This is a genomic window from Nocardioides sp. Soil_C_8 (assembly GCF_057656315.1).
Map to the genome: position 1 here is coordinate 112,911 of NZ_JBDGKQ010000004.1, position 25,967 is coordinate 138,877.

29 protein-coding genes are annotated in these 25,967 nt (G+C 72.7%); 10 read left to right on the top strand and 19 right to left on the bottom strand.

Annotation, left to right across the window (positions count from 1 at the left end):
* Positions 1 to 4: 4 nt before the first annotated feature.
* Positions 5 to 832, bottom strand: coding sequence for a resuscitation-promoting factor (locus tag AC3A3L_RS17485; RefSeq protein WP_487641318.1), 828 nt, complete (start codon positions 830 to 832; stop codon positions 5 to 7).
* Positions 833 to 1,069: 237 nt separating this feature from the next.
* On the opposite strand from AC3A3L_RS17485, the gene AC3A3L_RS17490 reads away from it, so the two are divergent.
* Positions 1,070 to 2,086 carry an App1 family protein phosphatidate phosphatase gene (locus tag AC3A3L_RS17490; protein ID WP_487641319.1) on the top strand — a complete coding sequence of 339 codons (1,017 nt, stop codon included), beginning with the start codon at positions 1,070 to 1,072 and terminating at the stop codon, positions 2,084 to 2,086.
* A 22-nt stretch (positions 2,087 to 2,108) separates the two neighbouring features.
* Here AC3A3L_RS17490 and AC3A3L_RS17495 read toward each other — a convergent pair whose 3' ends face one another.
* From AC3A3L_RS17495 to AC3A3L_RS17510, 4 genes are all read right to left on the bottom strand, one after another.
* Positions 2,109 to 3,203, bottom strand: a complete 1,095-nt coding sequence (locus tag AC3A3L_RS17495) for a carboxypeptidase-like regulatory domain-containing protein (protein ID WP_487641320.1) — start codon at positions 3,201 to 3,203, stop codon at positions 2,109 to 2,111.
* Positions 3,204 to 3,355: 152 nt separating this feature from the next.
* Positions 3,356 to 3,583: a hypothetical protein gene (locus AC3A3L_RS17500; protein WP_487641321.1), complete on the bottom strand. Its 228-nt coding sequence runs from the start codon at positions 3,581 to 3,583 to the stop codon at positions 3,356 to 3,358.
* Between the two features lie 98 nt (positions 3,584 to 3,681).
* Entirely contained in the window at positions 3,682 to 4,296 is a 615-nt protein-coding gene (locus tag AC3A3L_RS17505; protein WP_487641322.1) for a hypothetical protein, read from the bottom strand.
* Complete coding sequence (locus tag AC3A3L_RS17510; RefSeq protein ID WP_487641323.1) at positions 4,293 to 4,925, bottom strand: FMN-binding negative transcriptional regulator; 633 nt, start codon at positions 4,923 to 4,925, stop codon at positions 4,293 to 4,295. Before AC3A3L_RS17510 ends, AC3A3L_RS17505 begins: the two co-directional genes overlap by 4 nt.
* A gap of 69 nt (positions 4,926 to 4,994) precedes the next feature.
* Here AC3A3L_RS17510 and AC3A3L_RS17515 point away from each other — a divergent pair, with 69 nt between their 5' ends.
* Positions 4,995 to 6,524, top strand: a complete 1,530-nt coding sequence (locus AC3A3L_RS17515) for an ATP-dependent DNA ligase (RefSeq protein WP_487641324.1) — start codon at positions 4,995 to 4,997, stop codon at positions 6,522 to 6,524.
* Positions 6,525 to 6,537: 13 nt separating this feature from the next.
* On the opposite strand, the gene AC3A3L_RS17520 is transcribed toward AC3A3L_RS17515, so the two are convergent.
* Positions 6,538 to 7,398, bottom strand: coding sequence for a S1 family peptidase (locus AC3A3L_RS17520; protein WP_487641325.1), 861 nt, complete (start codon positions 7,396 to 7,398; stop codon positions 6,538 to 6,540).
* Between the two features lie 54 nt (positions 7,399 to 7,452).
* On the opposite strand from AC3A3L_RS17520, the gene AC3A3L_RS17525 reads away from it, so the two are divergent.
* On the top strand, positions 7,453 to 8,178 hold the full coding sequence (locus AC3A3L_RS17525) for a TetR/AcrR family transcriptional regulator (protein ID WP_487641326.1): 726 nt from the start codon (positions 7,453 to 7,455) through the stop codon (positions 8,176 to 8,178).
* Here the strand turns inward: AC3A3L_RS17525 and AC3A3L_RS17530 are convergent.
* From AC3A3L_RS17530 to AC3A3L_RS17545, 4 genes are all read right to left on the bottom strand, one after another.
* Entirely contained in the window at positions 8,175 to 8,984 is an 810-nt protein-coding gene (locus AC3A3L_RS17530) for a DUF1206 domain-containing protein (protein WP_487641327.1), read from the bottom strand. The two genes, AC3A3L_RS17525 and AC3A3L_RS17530, sit on opposite strands and share 4 nt — an antisense overlap.
* 110 nt (positions 8,985 to 9,094) lie before the next feature.
* Positions 9,095 to 9,505 carry a transcription antitermination factor NusB gene (nusB, locus tag AC3A3L_RS17535; RefSeq protein ID WP_487641328.1) on the bottom strand — a complete coding sequence of 137 codons (411 nt, stop codon included), beginning with the start codon at positions 9,503 to 9,505 and terminating at the stop codon, positions 9,095 to 9,097.
* 6 nt (positions 9,506 to 9,511) lie between these two features.
* Entirely contained in the window at positions 9,512 to 10,075 is a 564-nt protein-coding gene (gene efp / locus AC3A3L_RS17540; protein ID WP_172259690.1) for an elongation factor P, read from the bottom strand.
* A 75-nt stretch (positions 10,076 to 10,150) separates the two neighbouring features.
* A complete protein-coding gene (locus AC3A3L_RS17545; RefSeq protein WP_487641329.1) occupies positions 10,151 to 10,921 on the bottom strand; it encodes an aminoglycoside phosphotransferase family protein in 771 nt (256 codons plus the stop codon).
* A 34-nt stretch (positions 10,922 to 10,955) separates the two neighbouring features.
* On the opposite strand from AC3A3L_RS17545, the gene AC3A3L_RS17550 reads away from it, so the two are divergent.
* From AC3A3L_RS17550 to AC3A3L_RS17565, 4 genes are all read left to right on the top strand, one after another.
* Complete coding sequence (locus tag AC3A3L_RS17550) at positions 10,956 to 11,606, top strand: SDR family oxidoreductase (protein WP_487641330.1); 651 nt, start codon at positions 10,956 to 10,958, stop codon at positions 11,604 to 11,606.
* The gene (locus AC3A3L_RS17555; RefSeq protein WP_487641331.1) at positions 11,606 to 11,941 is read left to right on the top strand and encodes a gamma-glutamylcyclotransferase family protein; all 336 of its coding nucleotides are present in this window, start codon (positions 11,606 to 11,608) and stop codon (positions 11,939 to 11,941) included. Before AC3A3L_RS17550 ends, AC3A3L_RS17555 begins: the two co-directional genes overlap by 1 nt.
* Positions 11,942 to 12,021: 80 nt before the next feature.
* Positions 12,022 to 12,429, top strand: a complete 408-nt coding sequence (locus tag AC3A3L_RS17560; protein ID WP_487641332.1) for a DUF7715 family protein — start codon at positions 12,022 to 12,024, stop codon at positions 12,427 to 12,429.
* Between the two features lie 67 nt (positions 12,430 to 12,496).
* Positions 12,497 to 13,867 carry an HNH endonuclease signature motif containing protein gene (locus AC3A3L_RS17565; RefSeq protein ID WP_487641333.1) on the top strand — a complete coding sequence of 457 codons (1,371 nt, stop codon included), beginning with the start codon at positions 12,497 to 12,499 and terminating at the stop codon, positions 13,865 to 13,867.
* On the opposite strand, the gene AC3A3L_RS17570 is transcribed toward AC3A3L_RS17565, so the two are convergent.
* Genes AC3A3L_RS17570 through AC3A3L_RS17580 form a run of 3 tightly spaced genes read right to left on the bottom strand, consistent with a single transcriptional unit; the run spans position 13,864 to position 17,220 of the window.
* On the bottom strand, positions 13,864 to 14,781 hold the full coding sequence (locus AC3A3L_RS17570) for an HAD family hydrolase (protein ID WP_487641334.1): 918 nt from the start codon (positions 14,779 to 14,781) through the stop codon (positions 13,864 to 13,866). The two genes, AC3A3L_RS17565 and AC3A3L_RS17570, sit on opposite strands and share 4 nt — an antisense overlap.
* A complete protein-coding gene (locus AC3A3L_RS17575) occupies positions 14,778 to 15,719 on the bottom strand; it encodes a formylglycine-generating enzyme family protein (RefSeq protein WP_487641335.1) in 942 nt (313 codons plus the stop codon). Before AC3A3L_RS17575 ends, AC3A3L_RS17570 begins: the two co-directional genes overlap by 4 nt.
* Before the next feature lies 1 nt (position 15,720).
* Complete coding sequence (locus tag AC3A3L_RS17580) at positions 15,721 to 17,220, bottom strand: arylsulfatase (RefSeq protein ID WP_487641336.1); 1,500 nt, start codon at positions 17,218 to 17,220, stop codon at positions 15,721 to 15,723.
* Positions 17,221 to 17,331: 111 nt separating this feature from the next.
* Between AC3A3L_RS17580 and AC3A3L_RS17585 the strand changes: the two genes are divergently transcribed.
* Both AC3A3L_RS17585 and AC3A3L_RS17590 read left to right on the top strand, forming a co-directional pair.
* A complete protein-coding gene (locus AC3A3L_RS17585; RefSeq protein WP_487641337.1) occupies positions 17,332 to 19,389 on the top strand; it encodes a glycosyltransferase in 2,058 nt (685 codons plus the stop codon).
* Positions 19,390 to 19,411: 22 nt separating this feature from the next.
* The gene (locus AC3A3L_RS17590; protein ID WP_487641338.1) at positions 19,412 to 20,944 is read left to right on the top strand and encodes a Ppx/GppA phosphatase family protein; all 1,533 of its coding nucleotides are present in this window, start codon (positions 19,412 to 19,414) and stop codon (positions 20,942 to 20,944) included.
* Positions 20,945 to 20,964: 20 nt separating this feature from the next.
* Here AC3A3L_RS17590 and AC3A3L_RS17595 read toward each other — a convergent pair whose 3' ends face one another.
* From AC3A3L_RS17595 to AC3A3L_RS17610, 4 genes are all read right to left on the bottom strand, one after another.
* Positions 20,965 to 21,300 carry a hypothetical protein gene (locus AC3A3L_RS17595; RefSeq protein WP_487641339.1) on the bottom strand — a complete coding sequence of 112 codons (336 nt, stop codon included), beginning with the start codon at positions 21,298 to 21,300 and terminating at the stop codon, positions 20,965 to 20,967.
* Positions 21,297 to 21,485 (bottom strand): hypothetical protein, encoded by a 189-nt coding sequence (locus tag AC3A3L_RS17600; protein ID WP_487641340.1) that lies wholly within the window; start codon positions 21,483 to 21,485, stop codon positions 21,297 to 21,299. Before AC3A3L_RS17600 ends, AC3A3L_RS17595 begins: the two co-directional genes overlap by 4 nt.
* A gap of 85 nt (positions 21,486 to 21,570) precedes the next feature.
* Positions 21,571 to 22,446 (bottom strand): NAD(P)H-hydrate dehydratase, encoded by an 876-nt coding sequence (locus tag AC3A3L_RS17605; protein WP_487641341.1) that lies wholly within the window; start codon positions 22,444 to 22,446, stop codon positions 21,571 to 21,573.
* Positions 22,439 to 23,200 (bottom strand): histidine phosphatase family protein, encoded by a 762-nt coding sequence (locus AC3A3L_RS17610; protein ID WP_487641342.1) that lies wholly within the window; start codon positions 23,198 to 23,200, stop codon positions 22,439 to 22,441. The genes AC3A3L_RS17605 and AC3A3L_RS17610 overlap by 8 nt, the downstream gene beginning before the upstream one ends.
* A 123-nt stretch (positions 23,201 to 23,323) precedes the next feature.
* Here AC3A3L_RS17610 and AC3A3L_RS17615 point away from each other — a divergent pair, with 123 nt between their 5' ends.
* Positions 23,324 to 23,869 carry an N-acetyltransferase family protein gene (locus AC3A3L_RS17615; protein WP_487641343.1) on the top strand — a complete coding sequence of 182 codons (546 nt, stop codon included), beginning with the start codon at positions 23,324 to 23,326 and terminating at the stop codon, positions 23,867 to 23,869.
* A gap of 177 nt (positions 23,870 to 24,046) precedes the next feature.
* Here the strand turns inward: AC3A3L_RS17615 and AC3A3L_RS17620 are convergent, their stop codons facing one another.
* Both AC3A3L_RS17620 and AC3A3L_RS17625 read right to left on the bottom strand, forming a co-directional pair.
* Positions 24,047 to 24,673 carry a response regulator gene (locus AC3A3L_RS17620; RefSeq protein WP_487641344.1) on the bottom strand — a complete coding sequence of 209 codons (627 nt, stop codon included), beginning with the start codon at positions 24,671 to 24,673 and terminating at the stop codon, positions 24,047 to 24,049.
* The gene (locus tag AC3A3L_RS17625; protein ID WP_487641345.1) at positions 24,670 to 25,890 is read right to left on the bottom strand and encodes a sensor histidine kinase; all 1,221 of its coding nucleotides are present in this window, start codon (positions 25,888 to 25,890) and stop codon (positions 24,670 to 24,672) included. The genes AC3A3L_RS17620 and AC3A3L_RS17625 overlap by 4 nt, the downstream gene beginning before the upstream one ends.
* Between the last annotated feature and the right edge of the window lie 77 nt (positions 25,891 to 25,967).

A 25,967-nucleotide genomic window follows, 5' to 3' on the forward strand; every position in this document is an offset into this window, starting at 1 on the left:
TGGCTCAGAGCAGGCGCCCGCAGTTCGGCCACGGCGAGCGGCCGCGCTGCTTGTAGAGCAGCTTCGCGCGGTAGGTCTGCTCACCGGCCGAGGCGTTCGTCGGGAGGCCGGAGCCGCCCACGCTGCGCCAAGTCCCGAGGTCGAACTGGTAGAGCCCGTAGTAGCCGGCCGGGTTGACCGCACGCGGGTTGCCGCCGGACTCGCAGTTGGCGAGCGCGCCCCAGTTGAGGCCGTCGGCACCGGTGACGGCGTACGCCTTGCGACCCACGAGCACGCGGCGCGGGCGAGGGTCCTTGACGAGCTTGCGCTTGACCACGCGGTACTTCACGGGCTCGCCGTTGTGGAGCGTCTTCACCGCGACGACCTTGCGGACACCCGGGCGGCCCTCGCGCACGACCTTGCGGCGGCCGGGCTCCAGCTTGGTGGTCGCGACCTCGACGGTGCGCGGACGCACGCGCTCGCGCTTGCTCTTGCGCTCCTTGACCACGTCGGTCAGGCGTACGACGTCGCCCTGGCGCAGGCGCTTGCGGGGACCGCTGACCTCGCGGCCGTCGCGGACGACGTCGACGAGGTCGTTGCCGTCGACCGGGACGCCCTGGGCCTCGAGCAGCTCGCCGGGCCACGCACGGGGCACGGTCGCGACCTCGACGCGCGGCTGGTCGGCCACCTTCAGGCTGACGGCCACGGCGTCACGGCTCGACTCCTGCGCAGCGGCGGAGCTGCCGGGCACCAGGGTCAGGGCGAGGGTGGCTGCGGCGGCACCGGCGGCGGCGCCTCGCAGGCGGGTGGACAGGGCGGGTGTGGTGGTGGCACGCACGTGCTTGGACCTCACGGGGGGTTGTGCGCCTCCTGGGGCGCTCGGACGCGACACCGTCGAGTCGGGCATCGAGGCCGCGGCGGGCATCACCTCGCGATGGGAGGCGCCCCGCTCACGACGGGGACCACTGCCTGCGGCCCTTCCACGAGAACACGATCCACCAGTCATGTCGAATCGTCGGGGGTCCGGCTTCCCGCCTGCAGCCGGGCCCGCGTGAGGCAACTCACGGACCCGGTGCATACGGTGGCCCCCGTGAACCTCCAGTGGTTGGTCGTCGCGGCTGAGCGCGCCTGGGACGGCGCCCGACTGCGGCGCGCGCGGTCCCGGACGCCGGAGCACTTCAGGATCGAGCCCTACATCGGCCACGGCGGGCCGGCGGGCGTCGTCGTCCGCGGACGGGTGCTCGACAACCCGATGGAGGCGGAGACGGTCGAGGGCGAGGGCGTTGGAGCCGCGGTCCGTCGGACGCTCCGCAACTTCCTCACCGACGAGCTGCCCGGCGTGCCCCTCGAGGTCACCGTCGGCGGGACCACCGCGGAGACCGTCTCCGACCGCGAGGGCTACTTCCTGGTGCGGATGCCCGCCGCGCCGGGGACGCTCGAGAGCCCGTGGACCCGAGGCACCGTGGTGCTCCGCGGCGACTACCGCGGCACCGCGGGGCACTCAGCGGCCGTCGACGTCCGGGTGACCTCGGGCGACGCCCGGTTCGGCATCATCTCCGACGTCGACGACACGATCCTGCAGACCGGCGTCCAGCGGGTGGGGCGGATGGTCCTCCACACGCTCACCGGGTCCTGGCTGACCCGTACGCCGTTCCCCGGGGCCGCGGAGCTCTACCGCGACCTCGCCGCCGGGGTGAACCCGGTCTTCTACGTCTCCTCGAGCCCGTGGAACCTGCACTCGTTCCTCGTCGGGTTCCTGCGTCACCGCGGCTTCCCGCTCGGACCGGTCCTGCTGCGCGACCTGATCGGCAACTGGCAGGGGCGCGAGCAGAAGCACGACCGCATCCGCGAGGTGCTCGACCTCCACCCGGACCTGCCGTTCGTCCTGCTCGGCGACTCCGGCGAGCACGATCCCCAGATCTACGCCGACATCGTGCGGGAGCACCCCGGGCGGGTCCTGGCGGTCTACATCCGCGAGGTCCGGCTCGACCCGGGCGACGGGCGCGTGGAGAAGGTCTCCGACGCCTGGGGTCCGGACGTGCCGTTCGTGCTGGCCGCGGACTCCGAGGCCGTGCGCATGCACGCGCACGGCCTCGGGTTGCTCTGACCGCTACTGCCGCGCGGGTGGGTCAGCGGCGGACGTTCTTCGTCGCGCGCGTCGTCACCACGAGCGGGGTGCGCTGCGGCGCGGTGGCGACGACCCGCACCGAGAGCCGCTTGCCGACGAGCTTCTTCGTCACCGTGAGGCGGGCCTTGGTGGCGCCCTTGACGCGCTTGCCGTTGGCGAGCCACTGGATCTTGCGCGAGACGGTGGTCGGGTTCCAGGTGCCGCGGGTCACGCGGAGGACCTTCGAGAGCTGGGCGACGCCCTTGATCCGGGGCCGCTGGACCACGACCACCTGCGCCGTCGCGGTGGTGGCCGGTGCCGGCACCGCCTGCTGCACCGGGTCCACCGTGGACGTCGTGGTGACGGTCGTCGTCGGCGTCGGGGTCGGCGTCGGCTCGGGCAGCGGCGTGGCGAGCGTGGCGTTCAGACCGCTGGTCGACCCGGCGTTCTGGACGGTCAGCGTGTCGGCGTCGGCGAGGGCGGCCTCGTCGTTCCAGTACTCCGCGACCCCGGTGGCGGGGTCGTCGAAGCCGAGCTTGTACGCGCCACCGGGCAGGCCGCCGAGGTCGTAGCGACCCCCGGCAGCGGTCAGGACGGTGGTGAACGGGACCCAGGCGCCGTCCTGCTCGACGTACGCGGTGACCTCCGCACCCTCGATCCCGGCGCCCGTGCTGCCGGTGACCACACCGGTCAGGTGGGCCGCGCCGCCGAGCACGGTGGGCGCCAGCTCACGCATGCCGCCGTACTTGACGAGGACGATGTCCTCGGCGTCCTCGGCCCGGAAGACGTCGTTGTAGAACTCGGTGGAGTAGCCACCCGCCGGGTCGTCGAACCGCACCCGGTAGGTGCCCTCCTCCAGCTTGCCGACGCTGTAGCGCCCGTCGACTCCGGTGACGGCGCTGTCGACCTCCACCCACTGGTCGATCCCGCCGATGCTCTTCTCCGCGAGCGCGGCGACGCGGATCCCGGCGAGGACGCCGCCTCCTGCGGCGCTGACGATTCCCTTGATCCGGGCCGGCGGCGCGGCTTCGGCCGGTCCGGCGACCACCGTCGCGGACGTGAGTCCGACCGTGGCGGCGAGCAGGGTCCCCACGACCCGCTTGTCCATTGTGCGCATGACGCTCCCCTGGCTGACGGGCATCGCCTCCCGATGCCGTACATGCGCAACGTAGGTCTGTCAAATCGGCGCGGTCCCGGATGTGGGTATGCCGTGTCAGTCGCGTGGCACGGCGGTGTGCGGCCCGAGGACGTGGGCCGCCCAGCGGCCCGTCAGAGCCGGTGCGCCGGCTGCACGACCTCGCGGCGGACGACCCTCGTCAGGGCCGCTCGCAGGCGGTTGCCGCCAGCGACCGCGAGCACGTCGGTGCCGGCGGTGCTGCTCCGCAGGCCGGTCATCTCCTCGGGCGTCGGAGCGCGCCCGTGGCGCCGGATGAACTGGTGCACCACGCAGTGGTCGTCGTCGAACTCGTCGGAGAACAGGGGGGTGATCGACGACATGCCGGGCCTCGTGACTTCCTGCGTCGAGGCAGTCCTCGACGTCCCTCCGCCAGTACCCCCGTTGCGCCCTCATGATCCGCTTCCCGGGCACCGAGGGGCTACGTGCCGGCGCGCTCGATCGTCGTCACGACGCTCGTCACGGACGGGCGCTCCGGCGTGCTGGAGAACCCGAACCGGCACGGCGGGTCCACTGGGGCGATCGCGCCCAGCTCGACGTCCCGCCAGCGGCCGGAGATCGCGGTGACCGCGACGACGGAAGTCGCGCCGTACCACTCCCGCCGGTCGTTGCCGGCCGTCCCGCGGGTGCGCACGCCCCGCAGCACGACCCGGGCGACGGGGTCGACGACGGAGCACCACGCCGGCGACGTCGCGAGGCGGCCCGGAACCACGGAGAGCAGGGCGCCGAGCGGCGTACGACGGCCAGTGACGAGACGCAGGGACAGGGACGGCGTGGACACCAGCCAGCCGTCGGCGGTGTCCTCGACGGCGACGGGCTCGATGACGTGCTCGTCGAACGAGTACGTCGCGGCGACGAAGTCGCGCACCCGCTCAGACGGCGCCAGGAGCACCCGGTGGCCCGCCGCGTCCTCGACCATCACGTCGGCGAACGCGCCCCATGGCGAGTCGTCCCAGCGGCCCACGACGAGGCGTACGCCGCTGGCGCTGCCGACGCCGGCGATGCGACCGGAGAAGCGCTCGCGGACGCGGGTCACGGGGCGACGAGCCCGTCCGGCTCGCGTCCGTCCGCCGCCAGGCCGGTGGCGACGCCGGCTCGGTCCTCGTCGGAGCGGTTCTGGCTCAGCTTGGCCTTGGCCTCCACCGACGACACGACGAGCTCGACGCCGACGATGGGGCGGAGGTTCTTGTCGACGTAGTCGGCCGGGGCGTCGCTGACCGCCCACGGCTCCGCGCGCGGCTGCTCGTGGCGGTCGGTCAGCCGGGTGACGAGTCCACGCACCCACGCGGGGTCGTCGTGCACCACGATGCGACCCCGGAGGTGGACGACCGAGTAGTTCCAGGTGGGGACGACCTTGCCGTGCTCGGCCTTCGTGGCGTACCAGGACGGCGAGACGTAGGTGTCCGGGCCGGTGACGATCGCCAGCGCCGGTGAGCCGTCGACGATCCGGCGCCAGTGGCCGTTCGCGCGGGCGACGTGGCCCACCAACCGGTCGCCCTCCCACAGCACCGGCAGGAACGTCGCGTCCGGCGCGCCGTCCTCACCCACCGTGACGAGCTGCGCGGTGGCGACGGCCTCGACGAAGGGGCGGACGTCGTCCGGGTCCATCACGTTGGAGCGCGGCACGTAGAGCGAGGCGGGCCGGGCCGGAGGGGTCGTGCTCATGGGCACCATCCTGCCCGTTCGGCCCTATCGGGTGGCACCGCTGTCGGTGGCGGGCGGCAGGATGGGTCCATGCTGCTCGCCGAGCTCGTCGCCACCTCTGCCGCCGTGGCCGCCACCCGCTCGCGCAAGGCCAAGGTCGCGGCGCTCGCGGGGCTGCTCGGTCGTGTCGAGCCGGACGAGCTCGAGGTCGTCGTGTCCTACCTCGGCGGCGCGCTGCGCCAGCGGCGCACGGGCCTGGGCTGGCGCGGTGTCAGCGACCTCCCCTCCCCCGCCGACTCCCCCTCGCTGACCGTCGTCGAGGTCGATGCGGCCTTCGAGGCGATGTCGCAGCTGTCCGGGGCCGGCTCGCAGCTCGCCCGGAAGGAGGCGGTCGGCGACCTCTTCGGCCGCGCCACCGCGGAGGAGCAGAAGTGGCTGCGTGCGATCGTCACCGGCAACGTCCGCCAGGGAGCGCTCGACGCGGTCACCCAGGAGGCGGTGGCCCAGGTGGCAGGAGTCCCGCTCGCCGCGGTGCGCCGGGCCGCGATGCTCGCCGGCTCGACCGTCGCGGCCGCCGGGGCCGCGTTCGCGGACGAGGAGGCGCTCGCTGCGATCGGGTTGGAGGTCGGCCGGCCGGTCATGCCGATGCTCGCCTCCAGCGCGCCCGACGTCACCGCCGCGATGGCGGGCCTCTCCCCCGGCGGCGAGACCGAGGTCGCCATCGACGCCAAGCTCGACGGCATCCGCATCCAGGTCCACCGCGACGGTGACGAGGTGCTCGTCGTGACCCGCAGCCTCGACGACATCACGGGGCGGCTGCCCGAGGTCGTCGAGGTCGCTCGCTCGCTCCCCGCCGAGCGCTTCGTCCTCGACGGCGAGGCGCTCGCGCTGTCCGACGACGGCCGCCCGATGGCCTTCCAGGACACCGCGAGCCGCACTGCCCAGGACTCCGGTGTCGCCGTCACGCCCCACTTCTTCGACCTGCTGCACGTCGACGGCCGCGACCTGCTCGACTCCCCCGGCCACGAGCGCCTCGCCGCCCTCGACGCGCTCGTCCCGGAGCAGCACCGCGTGCGCCGCCTCGTCACCGCCGACCCCGAGGCTGCCGACACGTTCGCTGCCGAGACCGTCGCCGCGGGCCACGAGGGCGTGGTGCTCAAGGACCTGTCGGCGCCCTACGCCGCCGGCCGACGTGGGTCGGCGTGGGTCAAGGTCAAGCCGCGGCACACCCTCGACCTGGTCGTCCTGGCCGTCGAGTGGGGGTCGGGACGACGTGAGGGCTGGCTCTCCAACATCCACCTCGGCGCGCGCGACGAGACGTCCGAGACCGGCTTCGTGATGCTCGGCAAGACGTTCAAGGGGATGACCGACGAGATGCTCGCCTGGCAGACCGAGCGGTTCACCGAGCTCGCGGTCTCCCCCGCCACGGTGCGTGACAGCTACGTCGTGGAGCTGCGGCCGCTCCAGGTCGTGGAGATCGCGTTCGACGGCCTCCAGCGCTCGACCCGCTACCCCGGCGGCGTCGCGCTCCGCTTCGCGCGGGTGCTCCGCTACCGCGACGACAAGGGGCCCGACGAGGCCGACACGATCGAGACCGTGCGCTCCCACGTCACCGCCTGAGCGGTCCTGCCCGTCAGCCGCGGGGCTTCGCCAGCCGACAGCCGGGCACCGCGAGGTCGAAGGTGCGCCCGGCGTCGAGGCAGCCGAGCAGCCAGGACGTCTGCTGCCCGTAGTTCATGTCCTTGCGCATGACGACCCGACCGCGGCGGTTCTCCTCGCAGGCGGAGTCGATGCACCGGCGACCGCCCACGTAGCCGGTGTTCGCGACCCCGACCACCAGCCCGGTCTCGCGAGACACGATCGGCGAGCCGGAGTAGCCGCCCCGGATCGCGCAGCCGCCGCGGGCCGGGAGCCGGATCGACCGCCACCAGTCCCACGCGCGCTCGTGGAGGCGGTGCACCGTCCCCGTGGTCGTGCACGCACGCTGCTCGGTCCAGTAGCCCGACGGGATGCGGACCCGGTCACCGCGCAACGGTCCCGCGGCAGCCAGGGACAGCGGCGTCACGCCCGCGCCGGCCAGGTCGGCGTACGTCTCGCGGAGGGTGAGCAGGGCGACGTCGGTGCGGTACATCGAGGCGTACTGCAGCCGCACGGCGCGCGCCGGGAGCGCGACGCGCCCCAGTCCGTCGAGGAGCTCGACCCGGGTGAAGCGCTTCTCGTCCACCAGCACCTCGCGGGCTCCGAGGAACGGCTGCCGCACGCAGTGGCCGTTGGTGAGGACGACGGCGCGGTCGGTGTCGAGCGCGGCGGGCCACCGGACGACCGCCCCGGAGCACCCGGGCAGTCGCACGGTGCCGGCGAAGCGACCCTCACCGGTCGCGGTCGCCGTGGCGCTGACGGGGGCGAGGAGCACACCGAGCACCGCGACGACCAGGACCGTGCACGCTGCGATGACGCCACGCCGGGCGGGGTGACGGGCGACGGTGACCAACACCCCGGCATCGAACCACAACCGGCCCCGCACGACGACCTACCTAGACTGACGCTCATGAGCACCGAGCCGACCTCCGCGAACGCCCCCGCTCGGGGTGGCACCGCGGCCTCCCGGCGCCGGCTGCGCGAGGCCGAGATCATCTCCGCCACGCGCCGGCTCTTCGACGAGCGCGGTGTCCGCGACGCCCAGATCGAGGACATCGCGCGGGCGGTCGGCATCAACCGCGCGATCATCTACCGCCACTTCACCGGCAAGGAGGAGCTCTTCAGCCTCACGCTGGTGCAGTACCTCGAGGAGCTGCGGGTGGCGTTGGAGCAGGCCGCCGCGACGACCGACGAGCCGCGCCACCAGCTCGTGTGCCTGGTGGAGGCGTTCGTCGACTACGGCCTGGCCCATCCTGCGTTCGTCGACTGCGCGCAGGCGATCATGCGACGCCCCGGCGGCGACCTGCTGGAGGAGGTCAGCGAGGGCGCGATGTACCGCCTGGGGCAGGCCATCGGCGGGTGCCTCTCGGTGCTGACCCACACGATCACTGCCGGCGTCCAGAGCGGCGACTTCCACGTAGACGACCCCGGGCTGCTCGCCAACATGCTCTACGCCAGCGGGCTCGGCACCCTCCAGCTGGGCCGCGTCGCGATGCTGGTCTCCGAGGAGGAGCCCGGCGTGCCGCGGATCAGCCGCGTCACCGTGGAGCAGGTGCGCGACCACATGGTCGCCTCGGCGCTGGCCGTCGCCGCCGGGTCACCCGCGAGCGCGGGCATCCGCGGAGTCGGTCGTTAGCGCGAGAGGTGCTTGGCCCGCGCGAAGCAGAACACGCCGTAGGCGGCGATGCCGATCGCGATGGCCGTCAGCAGGACCTGGCCGAACGGCTGCTCGAGCACCGTCTGCAGCGCCTGGTCGAGCCCGCCCGACTTCTCCGGGTCGTGGGTGATCGCGGCGTAGCAGAACAGCCCGCCCACGATGGCGATCGCGACGCCCTTGGCGATGTAGCCGATCTTGCCCATCAGGACGTAGACCGAGCCGTCCTGGCCGGACTGGCCCTGGGCGTCGAGGTGCTCACGGAACTTCTCGGTCCAGCCGCGGTAGACCAGCGATCCGCCGTAACCGATGATCGCCAGACCGACGGCACCCACGATGAGCTGCCCACCGGGCAGGTCCATCAGCTTGGCGGTCGTGGAGTCGGTGCCACCGCCACCGCCACCGGAGTGCGTGGCGACCTGCACCGCGCTCCACCCGATGGCGCCGTAGATGACGGCCTTGCCGAGCGAGGTGGCGCGCTTGCGCCACCGCTTGGAGTCGTCGGACTCGTCGCGGTAGCCGAAGCCGAACTCGAGCAGTCGCCACACGACGAGGAGGAACATGCCCACGGCGATCAGCCACACCAGCACTCCGCCCATGGGCTGCTGCGCGAGGTAGTGGAGGGCGCCGGAGTTGGAGGCGCTGTCCTCCTTCTCACCGAAGGCGAGCTGGAGGGCCAGCCAGCCGACCAGCAGGTGCACGACGCCGTACGCCACGAGGCCGGCGCGGACCGCGTGGTCCATCCAGTCGCTGTGGTGGACCTGCTCGGCGGTGGTGGACGCGTTCATGGGGTCAACCTAGGACGTCGTGACCCGCGGCCGCGAGTCGACTGACCCCTGCGGGTGGGGGGTGTCTCCACCCCCCGCCCGCGGGACCCCGACGCGTGTCGGAGCAGATGTCAGACGAGGGTCGAGCGGTCGCGCTGGACCGAGCCGAGCAGCCCGTTGACGAAGGCAGGCGAGTCGTCGGTGGACAGGTCCTGCACGAGGTGGAGCGCCTCGCTGACGGCCACGGTGTCGGGCACGTCGTCGTCGCCCCACAGCAGCTCGAAGACGCCGATGCGGAGCACGTTGCGGTCGACCGCGGGCATGCGGCTGAGCGTCCAGCCCTTGCTGTAGGTCGTCAGCACCTCGTCGATGCGCTCACGGTGCTCGACCACGCCCCGCACCAGCGTCGTGGTGTAGTCGTTGGTCGGGCCCTCGCCGGCCTCGATGGCGCGCTCGAGCGCGACCACGGGGTCCTCCGAGCGGAGCTCGGAGGCGAACAGGATGTCCAGCGCGCGCTTGCGCGCCTTCGAACGGGCAGCCACGTGGTGTCAGGCCTTGACGCGGCCGAGGTAGGACGAGTCGCGGGTGTCGACCTTGACCTTCTCGCCGGTCGTGATGAAGAGCGGAACCGCGATGGTGTGGCCGGTCTCGAGCGTGGCGGGCTTGGTGCCGCCGGTCGAGCGGTCGCCCTGCAGGCCCGGCTCGGTCTCGGCGATCAGCAGCTCGACGGAGGCCGGCAGCTCGATGAACAGCACGCGGCCCTCGTTGGTGGCCACGATGGCCTCCTGGTTCTCGAGCATGAAGTTCTTGGCGTCGCCCACGACCTCGGGGGTGACCTCGAGCTGCTCGTAGGTGCTGGTGTCCATGAAGACGTAGGACGAGCCGTCGTTGTAGAGGTACTGCATGGTGCGCTTGTCGACGTTGGCCGTCTCCACCTTGGTGCCGGCGTTGAAGGTCTTGTCGACGTTCTTGCCCGACTCGACGTTGCGGAGCTTGGTGCGCACGAAGGCCGGGCCCTTGCCGGGCTTCACGTGCTGGAACTCGACGACGGACCAGAGCTGACCCTCGATCTTGAGGACCATGCCGTTCTTGAGGTCGTTGGTGGTTGCCATGTCTGTGTTGTCCGCCTTCGTCGAGTTGTCAAGGAGTCCGTGGGCGGGCCACGGGCCCGGCGCCGACCGACAAGTCTAGTGGTGGCCCGCGAGAGCCATGAAATGCGCGGCCTGCGCCTCCGTGGTGCCACGTGGGTTGCGTCGCCAGCTGCCGTTGCCCGGCAGGAGCATCGCCAGCCAGAACGCACCGAACAGGGGCCGGTAGGCGTCCATCCGATGCTGCTCCTCCGCGTCCAGGCCGACTGCACCGGCGAGGGCGCGGGCGTCGTACACGCCGGGCAGCCGGCTGCCGAGGTGCTCGACGTGGTCCGCGAGCTCGTACGCCGGGTCGCTGAGTCCGCCGTCCTCGAAGTCGACGAGCCGGACGTCGTCGCCGTGGACGAGGACGTTGGCCGGGTTGAGGTCGGCGATCCCCAGGGCGGTCAGCCGCGGCTCCGGCAGCGGCGGCGCGGCGACGTACGCCCGCGCGAGGGCCACGGCGTCCGCCACCAGCGCCGGGTCCCGGCACTCCGCCAGGTCGTGGTCGTCGGCGAGCCACCCCACCAGCACGTCGGGCAGGACGTCGGCGCCGTACCTCCGCGGTCCGATCCCGGCCGCAGCCACCGCCTCGACCGGTACGTCGTACAGCCGGCGCAGTGCGGACCCGAGCCCACCGGTCTCGCCCGTCGTGAGGGGCCGAGCGGGCAGCACCTCCCCCGCGACGCGCGACATCACGATCACCGGCTGGTCGCCGTCCTCGCGCCGCAGCGGCCTCGGTGCGAGGCCCGGCGCGTGCTCGTCGAGGAGGGTCAGGCACGCCCACTCGCGCTCGGCCTGCGCCTCGTGGTCGTGGGTCGAGGTCTGCACCCGCGCCAACCTAGCCGTGTGTAGCGTCGACACCATGCGAGTCACCATCATCGGCGGACACGGCAAGATCGCACTTCTCCTGGCACCGTTGCTCGTGGAGGCGGGGCACGAGGTCACCTCGGTGATCCGCAACCCGGACCACGTGGCGGACGTGGAGGCCACCGGTGCCACCGCGCTGGTGTCCTCGGTGGAGGACGCCGACACCCACGCCATGGCCGACCTGCTGTCCGGTCAGGACGCGGTCGTCTGGTCGGCCGGCGCCGGTGGCGGCGACCCCGAGCGCACCTACGCGGTCGACCGCGATGCGGCCATCCGGTCGATGGACGCGGCGCAGACGGCCGGCGTCGGGCGCTATGTGATGGTGTCGTTCTCCGGGGCCGATGGCGACTCCCTCGTGCCCGAGGACAACCCGTTCCGGCACTACCAGGACGCCAAGATCGCCGCCGACGAGCACCTGCGCGCGTCGGGCCTCGACTGGACGGTCCTCGGTCCGGGCAGCCTGACCCTCGAGCCCGGCCGCGGCACGGTCAACCCGCACGCCCGCTCCGGCGAGGGCGACACCACCTCGCGCGAGCTCGTCGCCCAGGTCGTGCTCGCCGTGCTGGGCGACCCCCGCGCGCACCGCCAGACCCTCGTCTTCGGCGACGGCGACGTCCCCATCGACGAGTGGCTCGCCTCGCTCTGATGCAGCGGTTGTTCGTCTACGGCACCCTCGCGCCGGGACGGCCGAACGAGCACGTGCTCGCCGACGTGCCAGGCACCTGGGACGAAGGCACCGTCCGCGGCGACCTCCACGATCGCGGCTGGGGAGCGGCGTCGGGCTTCCCGGCACTGGTCCTGCGCGACGACGCCGACCCGGTGGCCGGTTTCGTGCTCACCTCCGCGTCGCTCGACGCCGAGTGGCCGCGGCTCGACGAGTTCGAGGGTGACGGCTACGAGCGTGTCGTGGCACCCGTGACACTGTCGTCCGGGCGGGTCGTCGAGGCCTGGTTGTACGTCGGCCGCGCGGCCGGCGACTGACGGTCCACAAGGGTGCGAGCGGACCGGCCAGCTGTGGATGTCCGGACTCAGCTGTCGGTGGCTCGGCCGAGGCTGCTTCCATGCGAATCCTCGTGGCGACACACCAGACCAACGGTGACGTGACGGGCGACTACGACCACTGCATCGAGGGCGAGCTCGTCTACATGCAGGAGCCCTGCGCGAGCGACAAGCGTGACCCCGACGGGCCCTGTGGGTGCGGACGCGGGTTCGCCGGCACGAACTCACACCACGCCACCTCGACCGCCCTGGTCGTCGACTCCGATCTGTCACGTGCCGACGTTGACGAGGCGATCCGATCAAGCCTGGAGGCCGGAGGCTGGCTCGATCCGGCCTACTGCACGCCACAGACGGCGCGCACGATGGTGCGCGAGGCCGTTGACGACATGAGTAGCGTCGCCCGACACTTCCCTCCCGGCACGGTTGTGAGGCGCCGCATCAACCGGTACTACGACGTCCGGAGCAGGTGATCTCAGCTCTCCACAGGCCGCTCCGGCGCCGTCATCCAGTGTCGGTGGGCTCTGGTTGAGTAGGTCCATGGAAAGCACCGACACCCTCACGTGGACCCGGGTCGACGACCTGGCTGACCTCGCTGAGGGCGCGCTGCTCGCCGAGGCGTCCGAGGTCGAGGCGCTGCTGCGCGAGGCAGAGGTCCACAAGCTCCGGATCGCCTACCAGTGGGCGATCGCCCGTCCCGCGCTCGATGCCTGCGAGACGCCGGGCGGTGCGTCGCTCCCGTCGGTGCTGACGACGCCCGAGACCCTCGGAGGAGCAGGCACGCCGTCGGTCGCCGCGTTCGCGCCTGAGCCGCTGGCGGTCGCGCTGGGCTGCTCGCCGACCTCCGCCGCAGCCCTCCTCGCCGATGCTCTCGACCTGAACCACCGGCTCCCGCTCCTCTGGGACCGGACCCGCGCTCAGCTCGTCCCGGCGTGGAAGGCACGACGCGTCGCTGCGCGGACCAGGCACCTGTCCCTCGAGGCGGCGCGCTGGCTCGACCGACAGGTCGCCGACCGCGTGTCGTCACTGAGTATTCCCGCGCTCGACCGGCTCGTCGCCGAGGCAGCCGCCCGCTGCGACGAGGAGGACCACGGTGAGCGAGAGGCGGCGGCACGGCAGTCCTGGGACGTGGTGCTGGTCCACCCCGATCCCCGTCACTACACCGGCACGTCCGAGCTGCGGGCCGCCGGCGACACCCTCGACCTGACCCGCTTCCACGACGTCGTGTGCGCCGAGGCCGAGGCGCTGGGAGCGCTCGGCGACACCGACGACCTCGGCATCCGCAAGGCCAAGGCACTCGGCGTGATCGCCGACGCCCAGGCGCGCCTCGACCTGACGGCTCTCCTCGACGCTCCGGCCCCGGAGGCACACGAGCAGGCGCGGCGGCAGGCACTCGGCCGCCGCGACGCGAAGGTCCGGCTCTATCTCCACGCATCGCTCGCCGACGTGGTCGCGGGCGACGCGGGAGCGACCGGCTCCGCCGAGGCGCTCGGTCCGGTGACCCTCGACCTGGTCCGCGACTGGGCCGGCCGCTCCTGCGTGACGGTGCAGCCCGTCATCCATGTCGCGGCCGACGACCGCTGGTCGGTCGACCGGCACGACCCGCCGCCGCGGATGGCCGACGAGGTGCGGCTCCGGGACGAGTCCTGCGTCTTCCCGTGGTGCGGTCGGTCCGCGCGCCAGTGCGACCTCGACCACCGCGCACCCTTCGAGGACCCGGGCGACGGCGGACCGCCGGGCCAGACCTCGCCCGAGTCGCTCGCACCCCTGTGCCGGCGGCACCACCGTGGGAAGACCGCAGGCTCGTGGTCCTACGAGCGCGTCGATGCCGGCACCTACCTCTGGTCCGGACCCGCCGGGCTCTCCGCGCTGGTCACGCCACGCGGCACGGTCGCCATCCCCCGGAGCTAGCTGTCGGGGAAGACCCGCTCCCAGTCGGTGGCGATGTGGGCGACGGTCCATCCCAGCCTGGCAGCGGTGTCGAGCACGGGCTCGGTCCCGGACAGGGAGACGCTCTGCCCGGAGTAGGCGAACTCGCGTTCGGCGTCGTCGTGGTCCACCAGGAGCGCGAGGGTGGGCCCGTCCCCGCTGCCCACCCAGGCCAGCATCTCGGTGTCGCCGTCGCTGTTCCCCGCGGCCACGACGGGGCGCCGGCCGAGCTGGGTCTGGATGTTGACGACCTTGGTCGCCCCCTCGTTGGCACCTCCGACGACACGTGTGGTGCGTCGCAGCGAGGGCCGGTCGCCGCCGGCGAAGTCGTACTCGATCAGCGTGCCCACGACGGCCTCGGGCGGCACGCCGTAGAGCTCCTCGCTGACCGCACGGACGAACTCGGTGCCGCCTCCGGTCACGATGGCGATGCTGAACGACCGGGCACGCAGCTCGTCGACCAGCTCGAGCATCGGTTGGTACACCAGCGACCGGAGCGGTCGGTCGAGCACGGGGTGGCGGGCACCGGACATGAACTGCCGCACCCGCTCGGTGAAGGCCTCGGGTGACACGCCCGCGAACAGCTCCGTGAGCGCCACGGCGATGCGCGGGAGCCCGAGGTCACCCATCGCCGCGACGTCCCGGTCGAGCAGGGCGGCGTACTCCGGGCGGTGCCGGAGGTCGGGGTCGCGAGCGACCGCACGGCCGAGTGCGTCGACGAAGAAGACGAGCTGCACGTAGTCGGGACGCTCGACCCACAGGGTGCCGTCGTTGTCGAAGCAGGCGAGCCGCTCGTGCTCTGGGATGTCCTCCGACGCGTCGAGGAAGGCGACCAGTGCGTCGCGAGCGGCGCCGTCGCGCCAGGACGGCAGCACGTCCTGAGGTGACCCGGTCACGTCGTCTCCTCCCCCGTTCGAGCGAGGCGGCGTACGCAGCGGAACCCGACGTGGCTCATGCCGGTGTCGACGGGCTGCGGCCTGCGCGCGGCCGGTCGGTAGCGCAGGCAGTAGCTGTCGGCGCACAGGTGCGAGCCGCCCTTGATGACCTTCCGCCCGACGCGGAACTGCGGCTGTGCCGGGTCGTAGCTCGCCTGCATGTCACCCCCGCGGGGGTTCTCCGGTGCGCAGCACGGCGAGCCCGCGTCGTCGGGGTGCCGACTGGTCCACCAGTCGTCGGTCCACTCCCACACGTTGCCGGCCATGTCGTGGAGCCCATAGTTGTTGGGCGGGAAGCTGCCCACGGGGGCTGTGCGCAGGAAGCCGCTCTCGCCCGTGCTGCGCCACGGGAAGTCCGGACCGTCCCAGGTGTTCGCCATGATCTGACCACCCGGTCGCGGTTCGTCGCCCCAGGTGTACGTCGCCCCGTCCAGGCCGCCGCGTGCGGCGTACTCCCACTCCGCCTCGGTTGGCAGGGCCGCGCCGGCCCACTCCGCGTACGCGAGCGCGTCCTCGTGGGCGACGTGCACCACCGGGTGGTCCTCGAGGCCGTCGAGGGAGCTCCTCGGGCCACGTGGGTGGCGCCAGCACGCGCCCGGCTTCCAGCGCCACCACTGGCTGAGGTGCCGCAGGTCGACCGGCCCTCGCGTGGGGGTGAAGACCATCGACCCCGGGACGAGGTTCTCCGGAGGTGCGTCCGGGAACTCGGCCGGGTCCAGGGGCCGCTCGGCCACCGTCACGTGGCCGGTGTCGGCCACGAACGCTGCGAACTCCGCGTTCGTCACCGTCGTCTCGTCGATCGAGAAGGCCCCGACCCGCACGCGATGGGTCGGACTCTCCTCCGCGTAGTGGGTGTCCGAGCCCATCCTGAAGACCCCGCCGGGGAGGTCGACGGCCATCTCAGCTGCTGCCCATGCCGGCCTGCAGCTTCTCCAGCACCCGGTCGATGCTGAAGCTCGGCGGCTCCTGCCTGGCCGGGAACTCCGCCAGGACGCTGACCATGCGCGCGACGTACATCTGCGCGGGCACGACCAGCCAGGCGTGGTCGAGGATCCAGTCGTAGTAGGTGTTGGACGTGATGTCCGCCCGCTCGTAGGGATCGGTACGCAGGTTGAAGATCTTGGGCACCCGCAGCTGGGTGTAGGGCTCGGCCCACACCTGCAGCGTGCCGGCGGCGCGCTGCTCGAGGAAGACGAGCTTCCAGTTGTCGAAGCGCATCGCAGTCAGGTCACCGTCGTCAGACACGTAGAAGAAGTGCCGACGCGGGCTCTGGTCGGCCTCGCCCGTGATGTAGTCCAGCTGGTTGTGGCCGTCCAGGTGCACCTTGTAGCTCCTGCCGTGGAGCTCGGTCCCGGCCTTGAGCCGCTCCGCGACGTCCGTGTCGCCGGCGGCGGCGAGGAGGGTGACGAACCAGTCGTTGTGGCTGACCAGACCGTTCAGCACCGTGCCTGCTGGGATGCGTCCCGGCCAGCGCACCACCGCCGGGACGCGGTAGGCGCCCTCCCAGCACGAGTTCTTCTCGTTGCGGAACGGCGTCATCCCGGCGTCCGGCCACGAGTTCATGTGCGGTCCGTTGTCCGTGGAGTACATGACGATCGTGTCCTCGGCGAGCCCGTTGTCGTCGAGGAAGGCGAGCACGTCACCCACGAGGTCGTCGTGGTCGCACATCACGTCGTGGTACTCCGACTGCCACCGGCCGGCCCGACCCCGGCTTTCGTCCTTGATGTGCGTGCGGAAGTGCATGTGGGTGGTGTTGAGCCAGACGAAGAAGGGCGTGTCGGCGTCCTTCGCCTCGGACATGAACCGCAGCGCCTCCGGCACGACCTCGTCGTCGATCGTCTTCATCCGCTCCCGGGTGAGCGGACCGGTGTCCTCGATCCGCTGGCCGCCCTCGCCGTCGGCCCAGCAGTGGATGACGCCGCGCGGGCCGAACCGCTCCCGGAATCCCGGGAACTCCTCCTCCGTCGGATAGTCGGGGAGCTCGGGCTCCTCCTCGGCGTTGAGGTGGTAGAGATTGCCGAAGAACTCGTCGAAGCCGTGCACCGTCGGCAGGAACTCGTCGCGATCCCCGAAGTGGTTCTTGCCGAACTGCCCGGTCGCGTAGCCGAGGTCCTTGAGCGCCGTCGCGATCGTCGGATCCTCGGCCCGGAGACCGCTGTCCATACCGGGGAAGCCGACCTTGGTCAGGCCGGTCCGGTAGGGGTTCTGGCCGGTGATGAACGCCGCCCGGCCGGCGGTGCAGCTCTGCTCGCCGTAGTAGTCGGTGAAGCGCACCCCTTCATCCGCGATCCGGTCGATGTTCGGCGTCCGATATCCCATCAACCCGTCGCTGTAGCAGCTCAGGTTGCTGATGCCGATGTCGTCGCCCCAGATGATGAGGATGTTCGGCTTGTCCGTCATGGCGCCTCCGCTGGTGGGCCTGGGTCCCCTCCACGCTCGCGGCACGTGCCCCGGATGGCCTCACCTGCTCCGGGTGACGTTCGGCCGGGGCGACCGGAGGACGGTGACCACATGAGGGTCGTCCTCGCCGCCCTGCCCGCGTTCGGTCACGTGTATCCTCTCGTGCCGCTGGGTCTCGCGCTCGAGCGCGCGGGGGCGACGGTGGTCTTGGCCACTGGCGAGGAGTTCGCCGGCCGGGTCCCCTTCCGGACGGTCGTCGGGGCCGAGGAGTCCTGGTCCTTCGCCGAGGCGATGGCCGAGATCGGTCGCCGCATCGAGAGTGACGGACTGGGCCCGGACGCGCCCGTGGGACGGACGCTCTTCGTGGAGCTCTGCGCGCCGCACGTCGTCGGCGTCATGGCAGGCGTGCTGCAGCGCGAACGTCCGGACGTCGTCGTCTTCGAGCAGACGGACGTCGGCGCCGCCATCGCTGCCCACCGGGCCGGCATCCGGACCTTCTGCCAGGCCATCGTCGGGTGGGGGCACCAGTGGTCGGACATCTACACCGCCACGGCGGCGATCGCCCCGACGCCCTCGCCCCGCGCCCTGGCCGAGGCGCTCATCGACCCCCACCCACCCTTCCTCCAGGACCCCACGGCCACCCCGCCGTTCCCCTCGGTCGCGATGCGGCCGACCGCCTGGTCCCCGGATCGGCCCGTCCCACCGTGGCTGCTCGAGTCGCGACGTGCCCCGCGGGTGTACGTCACCATGGGTACGGTCTTCGGCACCGAGGAGCTGCTCCGCACGACTGCGCTCGCCGTCGCCGGCAGCGGGTGCGAGGTGCTCGTGGCGACCGGGCCCCGGACGAGTCCAGGCGCCCTCGGTGAGATGCCGCCGACGGTGCACGTCGAGCAGGAGGTCCCGCAGGCACAGGTTCTGCCGCACGTCGACGTGGTCGTCCACCACGGCGGCACCGGCACCGTCATCGGGGCGCTCGCCCTCGGACTTCCGCAGGTCGTCGTCCCCCAGGGGGCCGACCAGTTCTGGAACGCCGACCACCTCGCCGCCGAAGGTGCGGCTCGCGTCGTCCCGCCCGGTGCGCCGCCGACCTCGATCGCGGCGGCCGTCACCGCCATGGTCGAGGAGACCGCGCCCGAACGACAGGCCGCACGACGCCTCGGCGACGTCATCAGGCAGATGCCCAGCCCGGACTCCGTCGCCACCATCCTCACCGGCCTCACCGGCCTCACCGGGCGGGCCGCCAGGGGCCGAGGCTCGGCCGGCACGTCACACGCTCCGGGTGATGCCCGGCACGTCGCGGCGCTGGAGAGTGTCCGACAGGGCGATCCGGGCGACGCGCCCTCCCACCCCCGAAGGGAGCGAAGGATGTCCGTGACCTCCGACGAGACGTCGGCCCGACTCACCGACACCCAGGTCGGCGAGATGCTGGCGTTGACGAAGGACGCCGACAGCGTCGAGCTCAAGCTGACGGTGCCGGACTCCCACCGACGACAGGCCGCGGTGGCCCTGGGGGTCGACCCGCTGGACGCGCAGATCCGGCAGGTCTTCTTCTTCGACACCCCCGGCCTCGCCCTCAACGCGGTCGGCGTGGTCGTCCGGGCGCGCCGCGTCCAGGGGCGCGGGGACGACTCCGTGGTCAAGCTGAGGCCCGTCGTCCCCAAGGACGTCCAGGAGGAGAGGACGTCGGACAACCTGGTCGTCGAGGTCGACGCCATGCCAGGTGGCTTCGTGTGCTCGGCCTCCATGAAGGGCGCGCTCGGTCCGAAGGCGGTGAAGCAGGTCGCGGCCGGCAGGAAGGGCATCCGCACGCTGTTCTCCAAGGAGCAGCGCCAGTTCTACGCGGCCCACGCACCCGACGGCGTGGCCCTGGACGACCTGTCCGTCCTGGGTCCGATCACGGTGTTCAAGCTCAGGCTCCGCCCCCTGGAGCTCAGCACGCGCCTCGTCGCGGAGCTCTGGTTCTACCCGGACGGGTCGAGGATCGTCGAGCTCTCGGCCAAGGCTCCGCCCTCCGAGGCCTTCCAGGCCGCGGCAGAGCTGAGGGCCTTCCTCGCCGCGAAGGGCCTCGACGTGTCGGGCGAGCAGCAGACGAAGACGAAGACGGCACTCGAGTTCTTCGCCGCCGAGCTCTCGGCCGGCTCACCAGCGGAGGCGGACGCGCGGGCGTGACCCGGGCAGGCCCGACAGTCCGATGAGCGACCACCCGACCCACCCCTCAGCGCCGGTCGTCGTACCGCGCTGGGAGTGGCGGACCTTCGGGGACGACCTCGACGGCGTCGGCGCGCTCGAGCCCCTGCGGACCGTGGCACCCGTCGCCAGCGACGAGACCTACGTCCTGTCGATGTACGGCGACGCGTCGGTGAAGGTGCGGGACGGCGTCCTCGACGTCAAGGTCCTGCAGCGGGTGAGTGGCGCCGGGCTGCAGCTGTGGGTGCCGACGATGAAGGCTCCCTTCCCGCTCGACTCGGGAGCCGTCACGGCCGCCTTCGCAGCCCTCGGCGGGCCCCCTCCTCCCACCGGTCCCTCCGAGGTCAGCCGGGAGCAGCTCCTCGAGGACCTCGTCGCTCCCCGCGACGACCTGTGCGCCGTGGCCACCGGCAAGCGCCGTCGCCGCTCGGTCGTGGACGACTGCATGGTCGAGCTGACCGAGACGAGCGCCGGGGGCAGGACCGTCCTGACCGTCGCCGTGGAGTCCCCCGACGCCGGGCTGGTCTCCCGGACAGTCGGACGGCTGGGCCTGGACGACCGACCCAACGTCTGCGTGCCCCGAGGGCTCAAGTCGCTGCTCGGCTGGGGACCGAGGCGATTCGCCGTCATCGACGTCGGCACCAACTCCGTCAAGCTCGCCCTCGGCCGGCGCGACGAGGACGGCGTCCCGCACGTCGAGTCGGAGACCGCCGTGGTCACGAGGCTCGGTGAGGGCCTGGCGGCAGCCGGGAGGCTGACCGCCGCCTCGATGGGTCGCACGGTCGACGCCATCGAGGACCTCGTCACCGGAGCCCGACGCGACGGTCCGCTCGACATCGTCGCCGTGGGCACCGCCGGCCTGCGGCAGGCGTCGAACCGGGACGAGCTCGTGGCAGCCGTCCAGAGCCGCTGCGGCGTCACGGTGGAGGTCATCTCGGGCCGGGACGAGGCTCGGCTCGCCTACACCGCCGCGGTGTCGACACTCCCACTGACCGGCGACCGGCTGATGGTGTACGACTCCGGCGGCGGGAGCAGCCAGTTCACTCTCGGGAGCGCGGACCGGATCGAGGATCAGCTCAGCGTCGACGTGGGCGCCGTGCGGTTCGCCGAACGGTTCGGGCTGGGGGACGCCGTACCCCGCGAGACGGTCGACGCAGCCCTGCGTGCGATCGCGTCCGAGCTCTCCGACATCGCGGACCGCCCGCGGCCCGACATGGTGATCGGGATGGGCGGCACCTCCACCAACCTGGCAGCCGTGAGGCACGGCCTCGACCACTACGACCCGGAGGTCGTCCACGGGACGATCCTCGAGGCGCGCGAGGTGGACCGACAGATCGAGGCGTTCCGGACCCGTTCGGCCGAGGAACGGCGAGGGATCCCCGGCCTGCAGCCCGCCCGGGCCGAGGTGATCCTCGCCGGGGCATGCATCGTCCGCTCGATCCTGCAGCTCGCCGGCCAGGAAGCCGTCACGGTCAGCGACCGCGGGCTCCGGCACGGTGTCATCGCCGAGCGGTTCGGCGCGCCGGCGCTTCGCTAGCGCTGGAGACCAGCGTGCCCTCAGACTCCTGCGCGCACCTCGTCGGCCGCCAGTCGGAGGTCGCGGCGGTCGGTGACGGCGAGCCGCGACGCCGAGGCCAGCCGGCCGAGGTCGCCCGCGGCGACCTGCCAGACGTCCTCGACGACGTCGGTCGGAGGTGCCGGGTCGCCGTGGCTGTCGTGCCAGGCGAGCTCGAGGAGCTCGAGGACGTCGAGGGCCGCGTCGGCCCGGTCACCGAACTCGAGCGTCGCGCGGTCACGCGCAGCCTCGCGTCGTTCGTCCCTGCTGCGTGCCGCGACCGAGTGCGGGACGCGTCCGGCGCTGCCTGCGCCGGCCGCGCCGTCCCGGACCATCACCAGACGGGCCGGCGCGGTCGGACCGTGCTCATCGAGTGCAGCAGGGCGTCACGGCGCGCCGCGCGCACCTCCCCCAGCTTCACCTGGCACTCCCAGCAGCGGTCGGTCGGGACGCAGCACATCGCGTCGCGCACCTCCGCCTCCAGCTGGTCCGCGTGGGCGCTCCTGCTCAGGACGCTTCCCATGGTCTTCCTCCCCTGTCGTTGCACCTCGAGTGTGACCGTGGCGGCGAGGCAGCCGCATCAGCATTACTACGGATGTCTGGACCGGTCAGCCGCCACCCAGCTCGGCTAGCAGCCCCGGCAGCTCGCCTGGCAGCTCCCTGGCCAGGTAGCCCACCGGTCCCACCCGGTCTGCGAGACGGTCGCCGGCGGTGGCGTGCAGCCACGCACCCCACACGGCCGCCTGGGTGGGCTCGGCGCCGCGGGCCAGCAGCCCGGCCACGATCCCCGCCTGGACGTCGCCCGACCCGGCCGTCCCGAGCCCGGGATTGCCGGCCTCGACGCGCCACACCTCGTCACGGTGGGCGACGACCTTGACCGGGCCGCCGCACACGACGACCGAGCGCGTCCGGGCAGCGAGCCGGGCCGTGTGGGCCTCCAGGTCCTCGGACACCTCGTCGCCGCCGACGCCGAGGCAGTGGGCCAGCTCGTCGGGATTCACGGTGAGCACCAGCGTCGCGTCGAGCGCGGCCACCTCCTCGTGGTTGTCGGTGACGTACGCCGTGGCCAGTGCGTCGAGCACGACCTTGCCCCCGAGCCGGGGCAGGACCCGGCGCACGAGCGCGTCGGACACGTCGGGGTCGGTGAAGCCGGGACCGAGGAGGACGGTGCTGCTGTCGGCGTACTCGACCAGGCGGTCCGCCTCGTCGGGGTGCAGCGAGCCGCCGTCGTCCTCGGCGAGCCCGGTGACCATCAGCTCGGGGAGCGTGACGGCGAGCACGGGGGCGCACGACCTCGCGGTCGCGAGCTGGATCTTGCCGGCGCCCACCCGGAACGCACCCTCGGCCGACAGGAGGCCGGCTCCCGGGGTCTCCCGGCCGCCGGCCGCGACCACCAGCCGGCCGCGCTCCTCCTTGTCCGAGCCGAGGTCGGGCAGCGGCCAGTCCCGCAGGAGCGCTGCGTCGACGAGCCTGCCGTCAGGCATCGGGCGCCTCCCCTGCCTGGTCGTCCTCGTCGGTCTTCTCCGCCGGGCCGGGCTCGAGGTGCTCGTCGCTGGCGAACGTCTCCAGCACCAGGCCGTCCGGCCGCCTGCGGTAGCGGGTCACGGACGCGTTCGGGATGGGTGTGGTCCGGTCGATCTCGAGCAGCTGGGCCTCCTCGAGCCCTTCCAGCGCGTAGCGGAACGACATGATCACCGCCTGGTGCGTGAACAGCCACACGCGCTTGCCGTCGTACCCCTCGCGCAGGTCGGCCAGCAGGCTGCGCGCGCGCAGCACCACGTCGGCCCAGCTCTCCCCCGATGGGGGCTGGTAGTAGAACTTGCCGACGTGCGAGCGGCGCTTGGCCTCCTCGGGGTGTCGCGCCCGGATGCCCTTGCCGGTCAGGCCGTCGAGCAGGCCGAGGTCGCGCTCGCGCAGCCGCTCGTCCATCAGGAGCTCGATGTCGAGGTCGGCCAACGCGGCACGGGCGGTCTCGGCCGCGCGACGGTAGGGCGAGCTGACCACGAGGTCGGGGCGGTCGCCCTCGGCGAGCGCGGCGGCCCATCGGCCGAGGGTGCGTGCCTGCTCCTCGCCGTTGGCGGAGAGCTCGACGTCCGCGTCCCGCGCCGAGAGCTCGAGCCGTTCGGCGTCCGCGTCGCGGGCCTCGCTGTCGGCGATGTTGCCGGCGCTCTCGCCGTGGCGCACCAGCACCAGCTCGTCGGGTCCACGTCTTGCCTGCAACGCGCTCGTCAGGCCCACCGCGCCTCCTCGTCGTGTCGTCGTCGGGTTCGTCCCTCGCCGACACCGTTACCCCGACACCACGGCCCGGATGCGCGTGACGAGCGCGCTCGACCACGCGGCGCGCGGCGATACCCTGCCGGCGTGCCCGTGACCGTCCGTCGTGCGAGCGAGGCCGACGCCGAGGGCCTGTCCCGGCTGGCGGCGCTCACCTTCCCCCTCGCCTGCACCCCGCAGACACCCGCCGACCTCCTCGCCACCCACATCGCCGCCCGGCTCGACCCGGCCAGCTTCCGGGGCCACCTCACCGACCCGGCGTGCACCCTGCTCCTCGCCGAGGACGCGCCCGGCGAGGACCCGGTCGGCTACGCGATGCTGCTCCTCGGCGAGCCGCTCGACCCGGACGTGGCGGCGGCGCTCCGGCACCGCCCGACGATCGAGCTGGTGCGCTTCTACGTCCACCCCGGCCACCACGGCTCCGGGACGGCCGGCCTGCTGATGGACCACACCCTCGCAGCGGCCGGCGCCACCGAGGCGCGAGGAGCGTGGCTCGGTGTCAGCGAGGAGAACGCCCGCGCGAACGCCTTCTACGCCCGCCACGGCTTCGTGCCGGTCGGCCGCAAGAGGTTCCACATCGGCGACGCGTGGGAGGACGACGTGGTGCGCGAACGCGCCCTGCGCGCGACCTAGCGCGGAGCGGCCACGCTCACTGTCCACAGGTCCATACCGGTCCGGCCGTTCGGGGGACAGCGCCACGATGCTCGCCTACCCTCGTTGCCGGACCCAGCCCTCGGTGCCTCCGGCCGACCGTCGGGCGAGTCCCGCATGGTCCGTCGTGGCCTGTCGCTCGCGGCGGACACGACGCCGTCAGGTGCGGATGATCCGCCGCTCGATGGCGGCCGCGACGGCGCCGGCGCGCGTGTCGACGCCGAGCTTGGTGTAGATGTGGGTGAGGTGGGACTTCACCGTCGCCTCCGACACGAACAGCTCCCGAGCCATCTCCCGGTTGCCCATCCCGCGGGAGAGCAGCTCGAGGACCTCCACCTCCCGCTCGGTGATGGCCGTGGCGCCCGGTCCGGTGCGACGCACCAGGGTCGCGGCCACGGACGGCGCCAGGACCGTCTCGCCACGGGCGGTGGCCCGGATCCCGGCGAAGAGCTCGTCCGGGGGCGCGTCCTTGAGGAGGTAGCCCCGGGCCCCGGCGTCGAGCGCCCGCATGACATCGGCCTCGGTGTCGTACGTCGTGAGCACGAGCACCTCGGGCGGGTCGGCGAGGCCACGCAGCGTCGTCGTCACCTCCGCTCCCCCGGGCCGGCCCTCGCCCAGGTTGAGGTCCATGAGCACCACGTCGGGGCGCTCCCGGTCCACGACGACCACCGCAGCGTCCAGCCCGTCGGCCTCGGCCACGACGGTGAGGTCGGCCTGGCCGTCGACCAGGGCCCGCAGCCCTGCGCGCACCACGGGGTGATCGTCCACCAGCACGATGCGGATCACGTCGGCTCCTCTGCGGGTCGGAGTGGGAGGTGGACCGACACGGTGGCGCCCTCGCCCGGCGTGCTCTCGACGTGGGCGACGCCTCCGAGCGACGAGGCCCGGTCGCGGATCCCCGCCAGCCCCCGCCCACGCGAGCCGCGTGGTCGGACCTGTCCGGGGTCGAAGCCCCGGCCGTCGTCGTGGACGTCCAGCACGACCTCGTCCGGGTGGTAGGTCAGCGTGACGACGACACGGTCGGCGCGGGCGTGCTCCCGGACGTTCGCGAGGGCACCCCGGGCGCTGCGCTCGATGGCGGCCGCGACGTCGACGGGGAGGGCCAGGGGTGCCCCGTCGAAGCGCACCTCCACTGCCATCCCCGGGCCGGCCTGCGCCGCCACCCGTCGGAGCGCGGACGGCAGGGCACCGGTCGGGCTGGTCCCGTCGAGCTCCGAGGGTGCCAGGTCACGCACCACGCGGCGCACCTCCTCCAGCCCGTCACGCGCCGTCGCGGCAGCGGTCCGCACGTGGTCGCGCGCCCGTCCCGGGTGGCCGTCCCACTCCTGGTCGGCCGCCTGCAGCAGCAGGTTGATGCTCGACAACCCCTGACCCACGGAGTCGTGGATCTCGCGCGAGAGTCGGGTGCGCTCGGCGAGCGCCCCCGTGCGGTGCTGCTCGTCTGCCAGCTCGTCCTGCGCGTCGACGAGCCGGTCCAGCAGCTCCTGGCGGGCCCGGGACTCGAGGTCCAGCGCTCGGTAGGCCAGCACGGTCACCACCGCGACGCTCACCGGTCCGACGACCTGCACGAGGTCGAAGCCGTCCCCGATCCGCTGCCAGGCAGCAGTCAGGAGCACCGTCATCGCGACCACCGTCGCCACCGCCCAGGCGAACGGCAGCACCCGGAGCACGGCGAACGCCACCGGGACGGCGCACCACGCGAACGACGGAGCCACGGCCGTCAGGAGGCCCCAGAGGACGACCATCCCGACCACCCAGGTCGTGGGCCACCACGTGCGCGACGCGAGCAGGCCACGAGTGGCGTAGGCGAGCCCGAGGGCCACCGCACCGGCGAGGACCAGGAAGCCGGTGCCGCCGAGCCCGTGCCGGTCGACGTACCGCAGGGCGCTGGAGACGAGCAGCACGATGAGCACCGCGAGCAGCCAGCGGTCCAACCGGCTCGCGGGAGCCAGGATGCCCTGCACCCCGGCGCGCCGATCCAGAGGGTTCGTGGCGGTCGTCATGGTCGATCCACCCTAGGGAGGGTGCACGTGGGTCGCATCAACCGATCGGCTACCCAGCCGTGGCCGCTCGTCCGACG

Bases quoted from the DNA above. Each gene is read 5' to 3' on its own strand.
- AC3A3L_RS17530 (WP_487641327.1), bottom strand. From the start codon at position 8,984: ATGAACGCGTCCACCACCGCCGAGCAGGTCCACCACAGCGACTGGATG.
- AC3A3L_RS17500 (WP_487641321.1), bottom strand. From the start codon at position 3,583: ATGTCGTCGATCACCCCCCTGTTCTCCGACGAGTTCGACGACGACCAC.
- AC3A3L_RS17600 (WP_487641340.1), bottom strand. From the start codon at position 21,485: ATGGGAAGCGTCCTGAGCAGGAGCGCCCACGCGGACCAGCTGGAGGCG.
- AC3A3L_RS17560 (WP_487641332.1), top strand. From the start codon at position 12,022: ATGCGAATCCTCGTGGCGACACACCAGACCAACGGTGACGTGACGGGC.
- AC3A3L_RS17510 (WP_487641323.1), bottom strand. From the start codon at position 4,925: ATGAGCACGACCCCTCCGGCCCGGCCCGCCTCGCTCTACGTGCCGCGC.
- AC3A3L_RS17590 (WP_487641338.1), top strand. From the start codon at position 19,412: ATGAGCGACCACCCGACCCACCCCTCAGCGCCGGTCGTCGTACCGCGC.
- AC3A3L_RS17550 (WP_487641330.1), top strand. From the start codon at position 10,956: ATGCGAGTCACCATCATCGGCGGACACGGCAAGATCGCACTTCTCCTG.
- AC3A3L_RS17575 (WP_487641335.1), bottom strand. From the start codon at position 15,719: ATGGCCGTCGACCTCCCCGGCGGGGTCTTCAGGATGGGCTCGGACACC.
- efp (WP_172259690.1), bottom strand. From the start codon at position 10,075: ATGGCAACCACCAACGACCTCAAGAACGGCATGGTCCTCAAGATCGAG.
- AC3A3L_RS17580 (WP_487641336.1), bottom strand. From the start codon at position 17,220: ATGACGGACAAGCCGAACATCCTCATCATCTGGGGCGACGACATCGGC.
- AC3A3L_RS17585 (WP_487641337.1), top strand. From the start codon at position 17,332: ATGAGGGTCGTCCTCGCCGCCCTGCCCGCGTTCGGTCACGTGTATCCT.
- AC3A3L_RS17555 (WP_487641331.1), top strand. From the start codon at position 11,606: ATGCAGCGGTTGTTCGTCTACGGCACCCTCGCGCCGGGACGGCCGAAC.
- AC3A3L_RS17525 (WP_487641326.1), top strand. From the start codon at position 7,453: ATGAGCACCGAGCCGACCTCCGCGAACGCCCCCGCTCGGGGTGGCACC.
- AC3A3L_RS17515 (WP_487641324.1), top strand. From the start codon at position 4,995: ATGCTGCTCGCCGAGCTCGTCGCCACCTCTGCCGCCGTGGCCGCCACC.
- AC3A3L_RS17565 (WP_487641333.1), top strand. From the start codon at position 12,497: ATGGAAAGCACCGACACCCTCACGTGGACCCGGGTCGACGACCTGGCT.
- AC3A3L_RS17605 (WP_487641341.1), bottom strand. From the start codon at position 22,446: ATGCCTGACGGCAGGCTCGTCGACGCAGCGCTCCTGCGGGACTGGCCG.
- AC3A3L_RS17625 (WP_487641345.1), bottom strand. From the start codon at position 25,890: ATGACGACCGCCACGAACCCTCTGGATCGGCGCGCCGGGGTGCAGGGC.
- AC3A3L_RS17495 (WP_487641320.1), bottom strand. From the start codon at position 3,203: ATGCGCACAATGGACAAGCGGGTCGTGGGGACCCTGCTCGCCGCCACG.